Origin of the sequence: Carboxydothermus ferrireducens DSM 11255 (genome assembly GCF_000427565.1) — a bacterium.
Taxonomy (GTDB): Bacteria; Bacillota; Z-2901; order Carboxydothermales; family Carboxydothermaceae; genus Carboxydothermus; species Carboxydothermus hydrogenoformans.
This window is the reverse complement of the sequence record NZ_ATYG01000039.1, coordinates 1-15,502: the sequence shown is the minus strand read 5'-3', so window position 1 is coordinate 15,502 and position 15,502 is coordinate 1. Positions and strand designations below refer to the sequence as shown.

18 protein-coding genes and 3 pseudogenes are annotated in these 15,502 nt (G+C 41.6%); 18 read left to right on the top strand and 3 right to left on the bottom strand.

Features of this window, described 5'->3' with window-relative positions:
• Both CARFE_RS0111575 and CARFE_RS0111570 read right to left on the bottom strand, forming a co-directional pair.
• A pseudogene (locus CARFE_RS0111575) lies at positions 1-866 on the bottom strand (IS200/IS605 family accessory protein TnpB-related protein); the annotation flags it as partial.
• Positions 867-1,047: 181 nt separating this feature from the next.
• Positions 1,048-2,064 carry a hypothetical protein gene (locus tag CARFE_RS0111570; RefSeq protein WP_028052866.1) on the bottom strand — a complete coding sequence of 339 codons (1,017 nt, stop codon included), beginning with the start codon at positions 2,062-2,064 and terminating at the stop codon, positions 1,048-1,050.
• 230 nt (positions 2,065-2,294) lie between these two features.
• Here CARFE_RS0111570 and CARFE_RS0111565 point away from each other — a divergent pair, with 230 nt between their 5' ends.
• From CARFE_RS0111565 to CARFE_RS0111480, 18 genes and pseudogenes are all read left to right on the top strand, one after another.
• Positions 2,295-2,603 (top strand): YerC/YecD family TrpR-related protein, encoded by a 309-nt coding sequence (locus CARFE_RS0111565; RefSeq protein ID WP_028052865.1) that lies wholly within the window; start codon positions 2,295-2,297, stop codon positions 2,601-2,603.
• Positions 2,600-3,577 (top strand): ATP phosphoribosyltransferase regulatory subunit, encoded by a 978-nt coding sequence (gene hisZ / locus CARFE_RS15090; protein ID WP_051250299.1) that lies wholly within the window; start codon positions 2,600-2,602, stop codon positions 3,575-3,577. The genes CARFE_RS0111565 and hisZ overlap by 4 nt, the downstream gene beginning before the upstream one ends.
• A 70-nt stretch (positions 3,578-3,647) precedes the next feature.
• The gene (gene hisG, locus CARFE_RS0111555) at positions 3,648-4,325 is read left to right on the top strand and encodes an ATP phosphoribosyltransferase (RefSeq protein ID WP_034542099.1); all 678 of its coding nucleotides are present in this window, start codon (positions 3,648-3,650) and stop codon (positions 4,323-4,325) included.
• The gene (gene hisD / locus CARFE_RS0111550; protein WP_028052863.1) at positions 4,306-5,583 is read left to right on the top strand and encodes a histidinol dehydrogenase; all 1,278 of its coding nucleotides are present in this window, start codon (positions 4,306-4,308) and stop codon (positions 5,581-5,583) included. The genes hisG and hisD overlap by 20 nt, the downstream gene beginning before the upstream one ends.
• Entirely contained in the window at positions 5,576-6,625 is a 1,050-nt protein-coding gene (gene hisC / locus CARFE_RS0111545) for a histidinol-phosphate transaminase (protein WP_028052862.1), read from the top strand. Before hisD ends, hisC begins: the two co-directional genes overlap by 8 nt.
• The gene (hisB, locus tag CARFE_RS0111540; protein WP_028052861.1) at positions 6,622-7,200 is read left to right on the top strand and encodes an imidazoleglycerol-phosphate dehydratase HisB; all 579 of its coding nucleotides are present in this window, start codon (positions 6,622-6,624) and stop codon (positions 7,198-7,200) included. The genes hisC and hisB overlap by 4 nt, the downstream gene beginning before the upstream one ends.
• A gap of 3 nt (positions 7,201-7,203) precedes the next feature.
• A complete protein-coding gene (gene hisH, locus CARFE_RS0111535) occupies positions 7,204-7,803 on the top strand; it encodes an imidazole glycerol phosphate synthase subunit HisH (protein ID WP_028052860.1) in 600 nt (199 codons plus the stop codon).
• Positions 7,800-8,531 (top strand): 1-(5-phosphoribosyl)-5-[(5-phosphoribosylamino)methylideneamino]imidazole-4-carboxamide isomerase, encoded by a 732-nt coding sequence (gene hisA, locus CARFE_RS0111530; protein WP_028052859.1) that lies wholly within the window; start codon positions 7,800-7,802, stop codon positions 8,529-8,531. Before hisH ends, hisA begins: the two co-directional genes overlap by 4 nt.
• Positions 8,531-9,310 (top strand): imidazole glycerol phosphate synthase subunit HisF, encoded by a 780-nt coding sequence (gene hisF / locus CARFE_RS0111525; RefSeq protein ID WP_028052858.1) that lies wholly within the window; start codon positions 8,531-8,533, stop codon positions 9,308-9,310. The genes hisA and hisF overlap by 1 nt, the downstream gene beginning before the upstream one ends.
• The gene (gene hisIE / locus CARFE_RS0111520) at positions 9,300-9,911 is read left to right on the top strand and encodes a bifunctional phosphoribosyl-AMP cyclohydrolase/phosphoribosyl-ATP diphosphatase HisIE (protein WP_028052857.1); all 612 of its coding nucleotides are present in this window, start codon (positions 9,300-9,302) and stop codon (positions 9,909-9,911) included. Before hisF ends, hisIE begins: the two co-directional genes overlap by 11 nt.
• Before the next feature lie 177 nt (positions 9,912-10,088).
• Positions 10,089-10,466: an ArsR/SmtB family transcription factor gene (locus CARFE_RS0111515; protein WP_028052856.1), complete on the top strand. Its 378-nt coding sequence runs from the start codon at positions 10,089-10,091 to the stop codon at positions 10,464-10,466.
• Positions 10,463-11,527, top strand: a complete 1,065-nt coding sequence (arsB, locus tag CARFE_RS0111510; protein WP_028052855.1) for an ACR3 family arsenite efflux transporter — start codon at positions 10,463-10,465, stop codon at positions 11,525-11,527. Before CARFE_RS0111515 ends, arsB begins: the two co-directional genes overlap by 4 nt.
• Before the next feature lie 109 nt (positions 11,528-11,636).
• Positions 11,637-11,849, top strand: coding sequence for a hypothetical protein (locus CARFE_RS0111505; protein ID WP_028052854.1), 213 nt, complete (start codon positions 11,637-11,639; stop codon positions 11,847-11,849).
• A gap of 92 nt (positions 11,850-11,941) precedes the next feature.
• Positions 11,942-12,046 (top strand): annotated as a pseudogene (locus tag CARFE_RS16000) (glycerol-3-phosphate acyltransferase); the annotation flags it as partial.
• 71 nt (positions 12,047-12,117) lie between these two features.
• Positions 12,118-12,303 carry a hypothetical protein gene (locus tag CARFE_RS0111495; protein ID WP_028052853.1) on the top strand — a complete coding sequence of 62 codons (186 nt, stop codon included), beginning with the start codon at positions 12,118-12,120 and terminating at the stop codon, positions 12,301-12,303.
• A 15-nt stretch (positions 12,304-12,318) separates the two neighbouring features.
• Positions 12,319-13,305, top strand: a complete 987-nt coding sequence (locus CARFE_RS0111490; protein ID WP_051250298.1) for a cytochrome c biogenesis protein CcdA — start codon at positions 12,319-12,321, stop codon at positions 13,303-13,305.
• 69 nt (positions 13,306-13,374) lie between these two features.
• Entirely contained in the window at positions 13,375-13,683 is a 309-nt protein-coding gene (locus tag CARFE_RS0111485; protein ID WP_028052851.1) for an ArsR/SmtB family transcription factor, read from the top strand.
• Positions 13,684-13,685: 2 nt separating this feature from the next.
• Positions 13,686-14,852, top strand: a complete 1,167-nt coding sequence (locus CARFE_RS0111480; RefSeq protein WP_245570793.1) for an MFS transporter — start codon at positions 13,686-13,688, stop codon at positions 14,850-14,852.
• A 370-nt stretch (positions 14,853-15,222) separates the two neighbouring features.
• Here the strand turns inward: CARFE_RS0111480 and CARFE_RS16460 are convergent.
• A pseudogene (locus tag CARFE_RS16460) lies at positions 15,223-15,502 on the bottom strand (transposase); the annotation flags it as partial.

The following is a 15,502-nucleotide window of genomic DNA, read 5'->3' as shown; positions in this document are numbered from 1 at the left end:
CCTTTGTCTTTTATCGCTAACTTTTCTATTACGATGCCTTTGTTTTTCTCAAGGGCTAATTTTACAATTTCGTTGGCATACAGCCAGGCAAAGTAATCTCGTTTCTCTTTTCTTCCATCCCAGAGATGTGGTGTGGGGATTTCCCCAAAGCTTTTCAGATTGCCGTTGGTTTTTATTTCGGCCCAGGCGATGTGGGACGGAAAAGCATTTAAGTCTATCCCGATAGCTCCATTGCTGAAATCTATTGATGCATCAGGTAGATTATCTTCAAAAGAAATATAAGCATAGTATTTATTGTTTTTTCTTTGCAGGCGAACGCTGTAAGGACAGGAATTTAGCATTGCTTCTGCAAACTTTCTCCATTTCTTATGAGAACTTTTAAGTTCTATAAACAGCCATTTTCTATTACCTGCATTTACTCTTAAAAAGAATTGGCCATTTTCTTCAATAACTCTTAAGTTTAAGTTACCTTGCTTGGACCTATCACCTCGAGAGAAAAGAGTTCCTTTGCGTTTATCTTCCCACTCTTTTTTGTACTTTTGCCTTTGCTTACTGCTTAAATGTTTGCTTTTTAGTCTATAAAACAATACTTTCCCGCCAAAAATAACTCTACGAGGGTTTTCTCCAAGTTCTCTGATACTTTGCAAAATTTCGTTAGCTTCAAGAATAGCGTCGTCTACATATCTGGAGTTTAGAGCAAAGAGGCTTTGCAGTTCTTTCTTCAGTTCTTTTGGGGCTTTTCCTTCAAGCAACCGGTTATAGGCATATCTCTTGCAGGAGTTCCACTTTCGCATTAAGTTATCTACTACCTCTTTCTCCTCTGCCTTTGGAAATAACCGTGCCTGTATTGTTATGACTTGCTTCACGGCTTTCACCACACTTACGATTTTGTAAATTAAACTTTGTCCCTTACTGAGTAAGTATTATTGCACTATTCTGCATTGTTTGGCTTAACTGTTGCTACCTCCTTTAAAAACTTCATTTAATAATATACCGTAGTTTTTCTTGAAAAAAAAGAGCGGCTCAATTTTGCTGGAGCCGCTCTTTTTACGGACGCCTTTTTTTGTCAAAAACAATCCGGTAATTAGCTAATTCCTGGTCAGTAGCTTTTAGAACATTAACCCTTTTTACTTCGTAATCGTTCCAAATCTTTACCGAAACTGAGGCATCAGGAGTATCGGCATAGCGGGCGGTGACTTTGGCTGCAAGGTAAAAATCGTCATCAGTTGGATTGCCTTGAATTAATGTTGTCGGACCGGTAAAACCTTCTACCTTGGCGAGGAATTCCCCGGGTTTTTTAAAATACGAAATCAGTTCGTTTTCCTGGGCATTTCTTCCCACGATAATTTTGGCGGTGGGGGAAAGGCGAAAATGACGCCCAAATTTTAAACGGTCAATATCTTCTACCGTTAGCTTACCGTTGTAACGAATTAAATCCTGCACTTTGCCGGCAAATTCTTTTTTGGTTAAAAGGCATCCTCCCGAGGGGCAGGGATAATCGTTTATCCCAAAACTTGCGGCAAGTTCCATCTGGGTTTTCCGGGAGCGACCGGAAATAGCTAAAAGTTTATCCCGGGAAACGTAACCCTCTTGCTCGGCAATCGTTGGGGGAAAGTGCAGGGCCGAAAGGGGCCGGAGAACCAAACCCTTAATTCCCGCTTCCCGGTCGATTAAATTTATGGCATCCCGTCGCTGCGAATTAGGCCGCTGCCCTAAAACCTCGCCGGTAATCATAAATTTGGCGCCGATTTCTTCCATAAGTTTCTTTGCTTTTTTAAATTTGAAGATCCGGCAGTCAATGCAGGGATTTAAAGCGCTGCCGTAGCCGTGGGGTGGGTTTTCAACGATTCTTAAATATTCTTCACCGCAGTTTTGCACATGAAGCTTTATACCTAAATCGGCCGCTAACTTGGCGGTGGAAGCACATCCCTGGCCTTTAGCTAAACAACGACAGAAAGGGCTGGTAAAATTAACTGCTTCTACTTCTACACCTTGTTCCAGAATAAGCTTTATGGCTAAAGTGCTGTCAAGGCCTCCCGAAAAGAGTGCCAGAGCCTTCACCATTTTATTCACCTCCCTAAAAGCTTCCTTTAGGGACGGTTCTGTCAGAGTGCTATTATTACGTATCATAGGAATAGCACGTTCTAAGAACCGTCCCTCTAAGCTGTGTTGATTACTGACTGTAGTACAAGAAAAGTATAACGAAAAAGTTAACAGAAGACAACCGAAAATTGTTGACAAGAATATTTTAGTATATTAAAGTATTAAAATAAGAAAAGTTGCGGGGGGTTTCTATGTTTAGGTATGAGGGAAAATTACGGGACCCGGCGTTTGACAGCTTGTTTGAGGCAATACTTGCCCTGAAAAATATTGATGAATGCTATGCTTTTTTTGAGGATATCTGCACTATTGCGGAATTAAAAGCTTTAGCCCAGCGCTGGGAAGTAGCAAAAATGCTGGATGAGGGAAGTACTTATCAGGAAATTGTCCAAAAAACCGGAGCAAGTACCGCAACTATCAGCAGGGTAAAAAGATGCTTAAATTACGGTGCTTCCGGTTATCGGTTAATGCTTAAACGCTTAAAGGAAGAAGGGGAATTATGAGAGAAAACTTTAAAGAACTACCACCGGGGGTAAAAGATTATTTACCGGTTGAAGCAGCCTTACGGAGATACCTGGAAAACTTATTTGTAGAGCTGGTGGCCAAGGAAGGATTTCAAGAGGTTATAACTCCTTCCTTTGAATATTATGAAACTTTGCGGGAATCCCAGTCGGAGACCGATTTAATTAAGTTTGTGGACCGTACGGGAGAACTTTTGGCCCTCAGGGGAGATATGACCACCCCCATTGCCCGGGTGGTTTCTACCAAAATGAAGCATCGGGAGTTACCTCTTAAAATTTTTTATGCGGCAACGGTTTTTTCTGGAAATTTTTCCGGAAGAAACAAACTTAGAGAATTCAAACAACTGGGAATTGAAGTATTTGGGGATATTACTTCAAAATTAGAATCAGACTTAATAAAACTAATGGCTGTGTATTTGCGTAAAGCCAAGGTGAAAAACCTGGAAATTTCTCTGGGACATGTGGATATTTTAACGGGGATTATTGAAGAATACGAACTTTTTAACCATTTTTCGGAAATAAAAAATGCTTTAAATCAAAAAGATTACGTAGCCTTGGAGGGGATTTTTGAGAGGGCGGGCAAAAGTCTAACTATCCGGGAAAGTCTGGTGGATTTTTTGCAGCAACGGGGAGGAAAGGCAATTCTAAGAAAGGCTAAGAAAATATTACACCATCCTAAAGCTCAGAATGCTTTAGAAGAACTGGAGGAGGTTACCGAATACTTAATTTCTGCAGGAGTAAGAGAATTAAAGTTAGACTTTTCCTTAGTGCGGGATTTAAACTACTACACCGGTTTAGTGTTTGAGGCTTATACCCCTTACTTGGGTTATCCATTGGGCGGTGGCGGGCGCTACGACTCTCTTTTAAAAAAATTTGGCTGGGATACCCCGGCTTTTGGCTTTGCTTTGGGGTTGGAAAGAATTGTTGAAAGTATTGCCAATAGTATTGACAAATAATTTTTTTAACCTTATGATTTTAGTATATTAATAATTTAACACTTTAACAAACTAAAGTGAGGCTATAAAAATGAAAAATGGTTTAAAAAATGGTTTAACTTTTGCCCTTCCTAAAGGGACGTTATTTCCCGATACGGTGCGTCTTCTCTATAAAGCGGGTTTTTTAAAAACGGAAGAGGTCCTTTTGGAAAGTCGAAAACTCGTAATAAATGATGGTCCTTATACTTTTATTATCTGCCGGCCGACCGATATCCCCACTTTTGTGGAGCATGGAGCGGCCGATTTGGGTATTGTGGGTAAGGATGTGATTGAGGAGCAGCGGCGGGAAATCTTTGAACTTTTGGATTTAAAATACGGAAAATGCCATTTTGCCGTGGCGGCACCAAAGGATAACCCTAAAGTGCACGATTTGGGAAAGCTTACGGAAGTCAGGGCTGCCAGCAAATTTCCCGAGGTAACCCGCCGGTTTTTTAAAGGTCTTGGTGTGCGGGCGGAGGTAATTAAAATGCACGGGAATGTGGAGCTGGCTCCGCTGGTGGGTCTTGCGGATGTAATTGTGGACCTGGTTTCTACCGGAAGAACTTTAAGGGAAAATAACTTAATTGAAATAACAAAAATAATGGATATTACCGCAAGGTTAGTTGCCAACCGGGTGGCCGCCAGGGTTTATGACCGGGAAATAAAGGCGATTGTAAAAAAATTTAAAAGCGTAGTTGGAGGGGAAAAAAATGAAGTTAATCTTAAATAAAGAAGAACTTTTAGATAAATATTCCCGGCGCAAAGCAATGGAGGAAGATATAGAGCAACAGGTACGAAAAATTCTTAATGAAGTGGCAAGTTCGGGGGATGAAGCGTTAATAGAGTACGCCCGGGAGTTTGATGGTTTTAAGGGGGATTTAAGTAATCTTAGAGTAAGCGATGAGGAAATAGACAAAGCTTACAGGGAAGTGGACGGTGAGTTTTTAAATAGTCTTCGCAAAGCAATTCAAAGGGTTTTTGATTTTCACCAAAAGCAGCTTCCCCGGAGCTGGTTTACCACGGAAGAAAACGGTAATATTCTGGGACAGATTTATACTCCGGTGGAGGTTGCCGGGATTTACGTTCCGGGCGGTACTGCAGCTTATCCTTCATCGGTGGTTATGAATGCCGTACCGGCAAAGGTTGCCGGGGTAAAAAGAATTGTGATGGTTTCGCCCCAAAAAGGCGAGGGGATGAATCCTTATGTTTTGGTTGCCGCCCGGGAAGCCGGGGTGACGGAAATTTACCGGGTTGGCGGAGCGCACGCCATAGCTGCCCTGGCTTTTGGTACCAAAACCATCCCCAGGGTAGATGTAATTACCGGACCGGGCAATATTTATGTAACCATCGCCAAAAAGCTCGTTTACGGTACGGTCAATATCGATATGCTGGCGGGCCCCAGTGAGGTGGTGGTTATCGCCGATAGCTCGGCAAAGCCCGAGTATCTTGCTGCGGATATGTTATCCCAGGCGGAACATGATCCCCTGGCTTCGGGGGTGGTTATTACCTGGGATGGGGAGCTGGCCCGGAAAATAGCGCAAAAAGTGGAAGAGTATCTAAAGCTCCTACCCCGCCGGGAGATAATTTTAAAAGCTCTGGAAAATTGCGGAGGAATTGTGGTGGTGGACGATGAAGAGGAAGCTTTACAGCTTGCCAACCAGCTGGCTCCGGAGCATTTGGAGTTAATGCTCCCCAATCCTTTCGGCTATTTAGCTAAAGTAAAAAATGCCGGAGCAGTTTTTTTGGGACAGTTTAGTCCTGAACCCATGGGGGATTATTTGGCCGGACCCAATCACGTTTTGCCCACTTCCGGAACTAGCCGCTTTTATTCGCCCCTTTCGGTGGATAATTTCTTAAAGAAAAGTAGCGTAATTTATTATTCCCAAGAAGGCTTTTTGGCCGATGCCAGGGATGTTATTAAACTTGCCGAAACGGAAGGGCTATTTGCCCATGCCCTTTCAGTGAAAGTGAGGATTTCCAATGAATAAGCAGAGATATTTTAAAGAAGCATTTGCCCAGCTAAAGCCCTACGAACCTCATCTGGTTTCCTATGAAATTAAACTTGATGCCAATGAAAACCCGTATCCCTTTCCCAAAAGTTTACTTGAAGAAATTTTCACCAAAATTGGGGCAAAGGATTTTCCCCTTTATCCCGATCCCTTGGCGGGGAGGCTCCGCTCTAAACTTTCGGAAAAGCTTGGGGTTTTGCCGGAAAATATTGTTTTAGGAAATGGTTCCGATGAGTTGATTCTTTGCCTTTATTTAGCCTTTGGGGGATACGGGAGGGTTGCCTTAAGTTTTGCTCCTTCCTTTGTGATGTATCGACACCATGCTTTTGTAACCCAAACGGAATTTTTCGAAGTTTCGTACCGGGATGATTTTAGCCTTGATCTGGATGAAACGAAAAAAGCCATTGAAAAGTATCAACCCCATTTAGTGTTTCTTGCCAATCCCAATAACCCGACGGGAACCCTGGTGGATATAGAAACGATTAAAAAGCTTTTAGCTTACGACCATTTGCTGGTTATAGATGAGGCGTACGTGGAATTTTCGGGAGTTTCGGCGATAGATTTGTTAAATAAATATCAAAACCTCGTTATTTTGCGGACCTTTTCCAAAGCCCGGGCTCTGGCCGGCTTAAGATTGGGATATTTAGTTGCTAACAATGATGTGGTAAAGGAAATTATCAAGGTAAAAAATCCCTATAATGTAAATGTTTTTTCCCAGATTGCCGGGGAAGTGGTTTTGGCCAACGAAGAAGTTTTTCAAGAGGAGATAAGAGAAATTATTGCCGAAAGGGAAAGGCTTTATAAGGAGTTAACCAGTTTGGGATTAAAAGCGGTTAAAAGCCATGCTAACTTTATTCTGGTGGAATTTGGGGAAAAGGCAAAAAAGATTCACCAGGAGTTAATTAACCACGGAATTTTAGTGCGGTACCTTGGGGGAGCCCTTGCTAATTATTTACGGATAACCGTTGGTACACCGGAAGAAAACCGGCAATTTTTAAAGAAACTGGGGGAAATCTTATGAGGCGGGCCGAGGTACAACGAACGACATTAGAAACCATGATAAATGTGGAGTTTACATTGGACGGAAACGGGGAGTTTTCCGGAACTTCAGGCCTTGGGTTTTTTGACCACATGCTCACCCTGTTTTGTAAATTTGGCGGGTTTAATTTAAATCTTTCCTGCCAGGGAGACCTGGACGTCGATGACCACCACACGGTGGAAGATATTGGTCTGGTTTTGGGGGAAGCGTTTTCTAAAGCTTTAGGGGATAAAAAGGGAATTGCCCGCTTTGCTTCGGGTTTTTATCCGATGGATGAAGCATTAATGCTGATAGCGGTTGATATTTCCGGACGGCCGTATCTTGCCTTTGAAGCTGACTTTCCGCCGGTTTTGGCCGGAAAGTTTAACTACCAGATGGTAGAAGAGTTTTTACGCGGGTTTGTGCAAAAAGCCGGGATTACGTTGCATGTCCGGGAAATTTCGGGCAAAAACTTACACCATAAAGCCGAGGCAATTTTTAAAGGCTTGGGACGTACCTTAAAAGTTGCGGTTTCCGTCCAGGGGGATGACTTACCCTCAACCAAAGGAGTGATTTAAGAAGTGACGATTGTGGTAGATTATGAAATGGGTAATCTCTTAAGTGTAACCAAAGCCCTGGAAGATTTAGGCTACAACCCCTCCATTACTTCTGATCCCCAAAAAATTTTAGAGGCTGATTTGGTGGTTTTACCCGGGGTTGGAGCTTTTAGAGATGCGGTGAATAATTTAAAGGAAAAGGGGCTTTTTTTGGCTTTAAAAGAACGGGCTTCTTTAAACCGGCCAATCCTGGGGATTTGTCTGGGGATGCAGCTTTTTTTTACGAAAAGCTATGAAGACGGAGAGTATGAAGGTTTAGACTTTATTCCGGGAGAAGTGGTTCGTTTTCAAGAAGCTCCCAAAATTCCCCACATGGGGTGGAATAACTTAGTACCGGTAGACCCGACCCATGAACTTTTTAAGAATTTACCGGATTATTATGTTTATTTTGTTCATTCCTATTATGCCAAAACCAGTTCCCAGTATGTCTTGGCTTATGCCGAATACGGGGAAAAGTTTCCGGCGGCGGTAATGCGGGGCAGTATTATTGGCTTTCAATTTCATCCTGAAAAAAGCGGACCGGTGGGACGGCAGATACTTAAGAATTTGAGGGAGATGCTATGATTTTAATACCGGCGATAGATTTAATGGGGAAAAAAGTGGTGCGGCTTACGCAGGGGGAAAAAGAGCGGAAAACCGAATACGCGATTTCGCCCTTGGAGCTGGCTTTGAGGTATAAGGAAGCGGGAGCCAAGCTAATTCATGTCGTGGATTTAGACCGGGCTTTTACCGGGGAAAGTGAGAATTTTGAAGTCATTGCCGAAATTATTAAAAGTGTTTCCATACCGGTTCAGGTTGGTGGGGGCATAAGAAATATTGAAAGTTTTCGGGAGTTAATAGAAATAGGAGCCTTTCGGGTTATTGTTGGGACGATAGCGGTAACCAATCCGGAGCTTTTAGAGGAGATGCTTGCCCTTGACCGGGATAAAGTTGCGGTCGGGATTGATGCTAAAAACGGCTGGGTAGCAATTAAAGGTTGGGTGGAGAGTTCTAATTATCGGGCTTTGGACCTGGCCTATAAAGTTAAGGAAATGGGAGTTACCACAATAATTTATACCGACATTGCCCGGGACGGGAGTTTAACCGGGCCCAATTTTAATGAAACTTTAAAGCTTGCCATTGATACCGGCTTAAAGGTAATTGCCTCGGGTGGTATTTCTGGCTTAGAAGATTTAAAACGCTGGCGGGAACTTGGGGAAAACAAAATCTACGGGGTTATTGCTGGAAAAGCAATATTAGAAGGGAAAATTGATTTAAAAGAAGGGATTAGGATACTGGAAGGGGAGTCTTAATGTTAACGGTGCGGATTATACCTTGCCTTGATGTGAATAAAGGGCGGGTGGTAAAAGGGGTAAATTTTTTAAACCTGGTGGATGCTGGAGATCCGGTAGAGCTGGCGGCTTTTTATGACCGGGAAGGAGCCGATGAAGTGGTATTTTTGGATATTACAGCCTCCCACGAAGGAAGAAAGACGATGATAGAGGTGGCACGGCGGACGGCTACTACTCTTTCCATACCGTTTACGATAGGCGGTGGCGTAGGAAGTATTGATGATATTCGGGCCCTTTTGGCATCCGGGGCGGACAAAGTTTCGATAAATTCGGCAGCGGTAAAAAACCCCGAGCTTATTCGGGAGGCGGCCTTAAAATTTGGCAGCCAGTGTATTGTGGTGGCTATCGATGCCAAAAGAAAAAAAGATGGCGGCTTTGAAGTTTATATCCGCGGTGGGCGTACTCCCACCGGAATAGATGCGGTAGAATGGGCCCGGGAAGTGGAGAGACTCGGGGCCGGAGAAATCTTACTTACCAGTATGGATAGAGATGGAACAAAAGATGGCTATGACCTCGAACTTACCCGGGAAATTGCCGATGCGGTGAAAATTCCGGTAATTGCCTCGGGGGGGGTGGGAGAGCTTTCCCATTTTTACGAAGGGGTGGCTATGGGGCACGCTTCGGCTCTTTTGGCAGCTTCGGTATTTCACTTTGGTAAATTTACCATTAAAGAAGTAAAGAGGTACTTAAAAGAGCGGGGGATACCGGTCCGATTGGGGGATAGCGAAAATGGAACTTAAATTTGACGAAAAAGGCCTGATTCCGGCGGTGGTACAGGATATTGATACTAAAGAAGTTTTAATGGTAGCTTACATGAATGAAGAAAGCTTAAAAAAATCCCTGGAAACCGGGCAGACCTGGTTTTACAGCCGGTCTCGGAACGCTTTGTGGCATAAAGGGGAGACGTCCGGCAATACCCAGGAAATTGTGGAGATCCGGTATGATTGTGATGCTGACTGCTTGTTAATAAAAGTAAGGCAAAAGGGGGTAGCGTGTCATACCGGAAATTACAGCTGTTTTTACCGAACCCTCTGGCAAGGGAAAGGCGAGAGAGAAGATTTAAACGAGGTTTTGGCTAAACTCTGGCAGATTATCCTTGACCGGAAACAAAAGCTGCCGGAAGGTTCTTATACGGCAAAATTATTTCAAAAAGGAATAGATAAAATTGCCCAGAAGGTGGGCGAAGAAGCGGTGGAAACGGTTATAGCCTCTAAAAATGATGATAAAGGAGAATTAATTTACGAAGCCGCTGATTTGGTTTATCATTTACTTGTATTACTGGCGGCAAAGGACGTTGCTCTCGGCGATATTGCGGAGGAACTAAAAAAACGTTTTAAATAAGTATTTAAATTTGATGGCGCACTCCTGTGCGCTTTTAAATTTTTACCGACCACCTAACACTTACGTCCTACCACTTTTTTACGACCTACCACTTTTTTGTTGACAGGAAAATTTGTCCATGTTAAACTATTTTCAAGATATATTTAAATATTTAAATATAAATCTGGGGGGAGTTTATTGGAAGACCTTGTTAACATTTTAAAAGCTTTGGCTGATATCCATCGACTGCGGCTCTTTTTAGAGTTAACACGGCGGGAAATGGGGGTGTGTGAAGCGATTTCTCTTTTGGGGTTATCGCAGCCGGCTGTATCCCACCATTTAAAAGTTTTAAAGCAAGCTGGACTTATTAAAAATGAAAAACAGGGTAAACTGATTTTTTATTATGCCACTCCTGAGACGGTGCAACTTTTGGAAAAGGAACTGGGAGGATTTCTGGGGAAGATTCGAAAATTACTGGAGACTCCGGTAAAACCTTCGCCCCTTCGGGAACAACCGGATTTATGCGAATTTTTAGGATTTAAAAAAGAAGTCTGTGAGGAAGGAGAGGAGTTATGAGCCAAACTTCTGCTAAATTATCGTTTGTAGACCGGTATTTAACGGTCTGGATTTTACTGGCTATGGTTTTGGGAGTAGCCCTTGGTTATTTCTTTCCCGGGATTGCTGACCTTTTAGATCGTTTAAGCATTGGAACAACGTCTATTCCCATTGCTATTGGCCTTATCTGGATGATGTATCCACCTTTGGCCAAAGTGCGGTATGAAGAAGTTAATAAAATTTTCCGGGGTGGCAGTAAAATTTTCTTATTTTCTATCTTGCAAAACTGGATAATTGGCCCTATTTTAATGTTTATTTTGGCCTATATTTTCTTAAGAAACTATCCCGAATATTTCATGGGCTTAGTTTTAATCGGCCTTGCCCGGTGTATCGCCATGGTTATCCTCTGGAATGCCTTGGCCAAAGGGGATGCGGAGTACGCTGCGGCATTGGTGGCGTTAAACTCCCTCTTTCAGGTATTTTTCTATTCAACTTATGCTTACTTCTTTATTAAAGTTGTTCCAGGATGGCTTGGTTATGATACCAAGGGGGTTGTCCTTGATATTTCCATGGCGGAAATTGCTAAAAGCGTTTTTATCTACCTTGGTATTCCTTTTTTAGCTGGTGTAATTACTCGGTTTTCGCTTTTAAAATCAAAAGGGCGGGAATGGTATGAAACCAAGTTTATCCCCAAATTAAGTCCGACGGCATTATATGCTTTACTTTTTACCATTGTTGTGATGTTTTCTTTAAAAGGTCAGTACATTGTCAAACTTCCTCTGGATGTGGTTAGAGTAGCTATTCCTTTAATTGCTTACTTTGTTTTAATGTTCTTTATTTCCTTCTACATTTCGGCGAAAGCTGGTTTTGGTTATGCCCGGACCGTTACATTATCGTTCACTGCTGCTAGTAACAATTTTGAGCTGGCCATTGCGGTGGCTGTAGCTACCTTTGGTTTAAATTCCGGGCAGGCGTTTGCGGCGGTCATTGGTCCCCTGATTGAAGTGCCGGTTATGCTCTGGCTGGTTAACATGGCCTTAAAATTAAAAGACAAATATTTTGGCGAAAGCCAGAAGTATTAGGAGGGGTGCTATGAATAACCTGGTTACTGTAATTAATTACTTAAAGTCATGCGGTTGAGGGGGAGATTGTTCTCCGGGGGAGGACCAAATCTTTTGTTCGATTAAAGAAATGTTAGAAGATGAATTTCCAGGAAGGTTTAATTTTAAGTATGTAAATATCTTTACCCCTGAAATTGCGAATTATCCGAATGTACTAACGGCTTTAAAAGAGCGAAAATTAAGTTTGCCCGTGGTTCTCTATAATGATGAGGTAATTTTAGCCGGTAAAGATGTTAATTTGACTAATGTTTATATCTACTTTAGTAAGATAACTAATGAATGATAAAATTGGTGGTGTACAATCATTACTACCAATAAACTTCAGTACGACGAAGGAAGGAACCATAACCAATTTGAATAGTTCTGACTTTTATGGCAGTAGCACCTGTTTTAGGCCATGCTTTTTCTCCCTTTTTAAGATTTAAAGGGGGGAAAGCAATGGCCGTTACTTTTGGTGTATGGAGCGCAATTGAAAAATTTTAGTCACAGAAAAAATAAAATATGGTATAATTAAAAAAAGTAAATTAATTAAATCAATAGGCGGGGTGGAGATGGAAAAGAAAAGTACTATCGCTTTAATTGTGGTATTTGTCATTGCCCTTTTAGCCTTTGGAGTGTATTACGCTACTAACCGGGAATTAGGCTCGCCGGCTAATAGCGGCAATGTAATTGATCAGTACAATGAGGCTTTAAAAAACCATGAACCTTTTTTATTAGAGTTTTCCGGGGCGACCTGACCTACCTGTGCACAAATGGCACCGGTGGTGCAGGAATTAAAGAAAGAATACGAAGGACGGATGCGGGTAATTGTAGCGGAAGTTAGTCGTCAGGATAGCCAACAGTTAGCAGCAAAATTTGGTATCCAGTACGTCCCAACGTTTATTGTAGTTGATCAAAACGGGAATATTGTCCCCTGGACTGATGCCCAGGGCAATCAAATGCCGATGTTTGTTGGCGGGCTTACTAAGGAAGAGTTAAAAGCCCAGATGGATAAAGTGGCTTTAAAGAAAAAAAAAACTCCTGAAGTAAAGGAGGATGAGGGAAAGAAATCTTTTGCCCAAAAGCTTGCGGATAAACTTCCGGGGCTTCTGGGGGATTCAAAGCTTTTAGCGCTTTTTGTTGTTTTTCTTGGAGGGATTGCTACCAGTTTTACACCCTGTATCCTCGGGATGATTCCGCTAATTATCGGTTACACCGGCGGTTATGCCGGGCGGTCACCGGCCAAAGGGTTTATTTACTCTTTATTTTTTGTCCTGGGTCTTGCTACAACCCTTACCCTTCTGGGAGTTGGAATTGGGGTTTTAGGAACTTTTATCAAAAGCCGGTTATTTGCTTTTAATTTTATTCTGGGGATAGTGGCCATTTTAATGGGATTTGCGGTGATGGGCTTTTATACGATAAATCTTCCTGGCTTAAAAAGGTTGCCGGTTAAGGGCACCGGACTTTTTTCTTCATATTTAATGGGCTTATTCTTTGGCTTATCCGCCAGCCCCTGTGCCACGCCGGTTTTAATTGTTATCGTAACTTATGTGCTGGCTAAAGCTTCACCGGTCTTTGGCGGGGCGCTCCTGTTTTCCTACAGTTTTGGCCATGGCCTACCCTTAATCTTAGCCGGTACCTTTTCTGCCTTTTTGGGTAAGATTACTTCCTTAGGACGGTACGGGGAAATAATTAATTATATTTTTGGCGGCATACTGATTTTATATGGACTGTATCTTTTGTTTGGGCAGGTGTTCTAAGGGGGGCAAAAGCCCCTTTTAATTAAAGCTTATATATGACAATATTAGCATATAATGAGGAGGTGAAATATGAATTTAAAACTTGCCAACTATTTTAAAGCATTAGGTCATCCTTTAAGGATTAGAATTATTAAAGAAATAGCTAAACAAGGAGAGCTTTGTGTTTGTGAACTTCTACCAATCCTCCAGGAAGAGCAGTCCTTAGTTTCCAAACATTTGGGAGTATTAAGAACAGCGGGAGTTCTTAATTTTCGGCGGGAAGGAACAAGAAAAATTTATAGTTTAGCCATTCCTGAATTAATTGAGTTTATAAAGTTTTTGGAAGAAAATTTTAATTTAAAGCTTAAACAAAAAAAGAGCGGAGGCGAGTTAAAGTGAACATGCAAAAAATCTTATTAATTATGGGACTTGCCGGTTTTGTGGTTATGGCCGACAACTGGGTGGTGTCACCTATTCTTCCGGCTATTGCCAAAGACCTCGGTATTACCATACCGCAGGCGGGAATATTAATTACGTCATATATGATACCTTTTGGTCTTTTTCAATTAATCTTTGGCCCTTTAGCGGACCGTTACGGGAAGAAACTTGTCATAAACAGCGCTTTGTTACTGTTTACTGTCTCCACTTTTTTATGCGCTATTGCCCAGGGGGTTGGAGATTTAGCAGTCTACCGGGCGCTTACCGGAATTTTTGCGGCCTCAGTCATGCCGATATCCTTGGCCTTAATTGGTGACCTGTTTCCTATGGAACAGCGGCAGCAGGCAATCGGTACTTTTATGGGCATTTCCTTTTTAGGGCAAGGTGTTAGCATGGCTCTTGGCGGGAGTATTGCCTATTTTGTTAGCTGGCGTGGGGTGTTTTTGGTTTATTCAATATTGGCATTAATTGTGGCTATTCTTTATTACTTTGCTGGACGGAGAATTAATTCGCCGGGTAATCCTAATAGTCAATTTATAAAACCGTACTGGGAACTTTTAAGTCACGGAAAAACTGCAGGCACTTATTTGACGGTTCTTTTGGAAGGGATTATGATTGTGGGTTCCTTTTCCTACTTTGGGGGATTTATTGCTAAAAACTTTCATTTTAATTATTTAACCATAGGGCTTATCATGACAGGCTTTGGCGTTATGGCTGTGATAGGGGGTAGGATTAGCGGAAAGTTGGCTAATAAATTTGGGAGGAAAAATTTAATAACAAATGGTTTGATTCTGGGGTTTTTAGCGGATATTTTGCTGGCTTTGTGGGGAAATTCGTTAATTATTGTTATCATTTCTATTGCTGCAATGGGCCTTGCTTTTATGCTGGTTCATTCCACTCTTTTAACAATTGCAACCGGCTTTGCCAAAATGGCTCGCGGAGCGGCCATGTCTTTGGTAGCCTTTTTTTTCATGGGCGGCGGGGGTGTCGGAACCTCCATTGGAGCCAGGATTATTAGTGCAGCCAATTTTGAAAAGTTGTTTTTAGTTTATGGAATTGGGTTATTGGTTTTAGCCTTTTTGGCAAAAGTATTGGTTACCGATTTAGGTGAGGTAAAAGCGGGGATGTAGAAAATTTATTTTGTTATCTTACAAAAAGCCTTTCTGCAAATCTCAATGCAGAAAGGCTTTTTATTTGTCGATTAGGATAAAAAAATAGTATATCTATTGAAAAATAAAATATCTACTACAAAAGGGAAAACCTTGTGCGGAATCGTATTATATAAACATATATAAAAATTTAAATATTTATAACTAAGGGATGAGCATAATTAGGTAAATTTCAAAGTAAAAAAAGAAAAAGTTGGAAGCTAATTATTGTTAAAGGGGATGAAATAGGGTGAATAGGAAGACGTGTAAAAAACTGGGTATAAAAAAGGTTATACTAACCCCTTGAGAAATTAGGGAAAAATTTAAAGAAGAAAGGGACTAAAATAAAAAGTTAAGCAACCGTTTTGAAGCCAACCAGAGATTTAGACTTATCAACATGGTTATCGTTGATAGCAGCAATAGCCAGAGTGAGAAGGCAAATATGGCCAATAGTATTTAAGTTAGAAATAGAATTAAAGTTTCTTGTAAAAGCTTTTTCAAGATTTAGGTTTTTCCAGCGTGAATTGTATCTTTCCGATTCAGTTCGTAGAGCATAAATCTTTTTAAAGAAAACAGAATTTCTGTTAATTGAAGAGCGATAGTCGGAATTAACAGTAATGTATTTAGTGCAA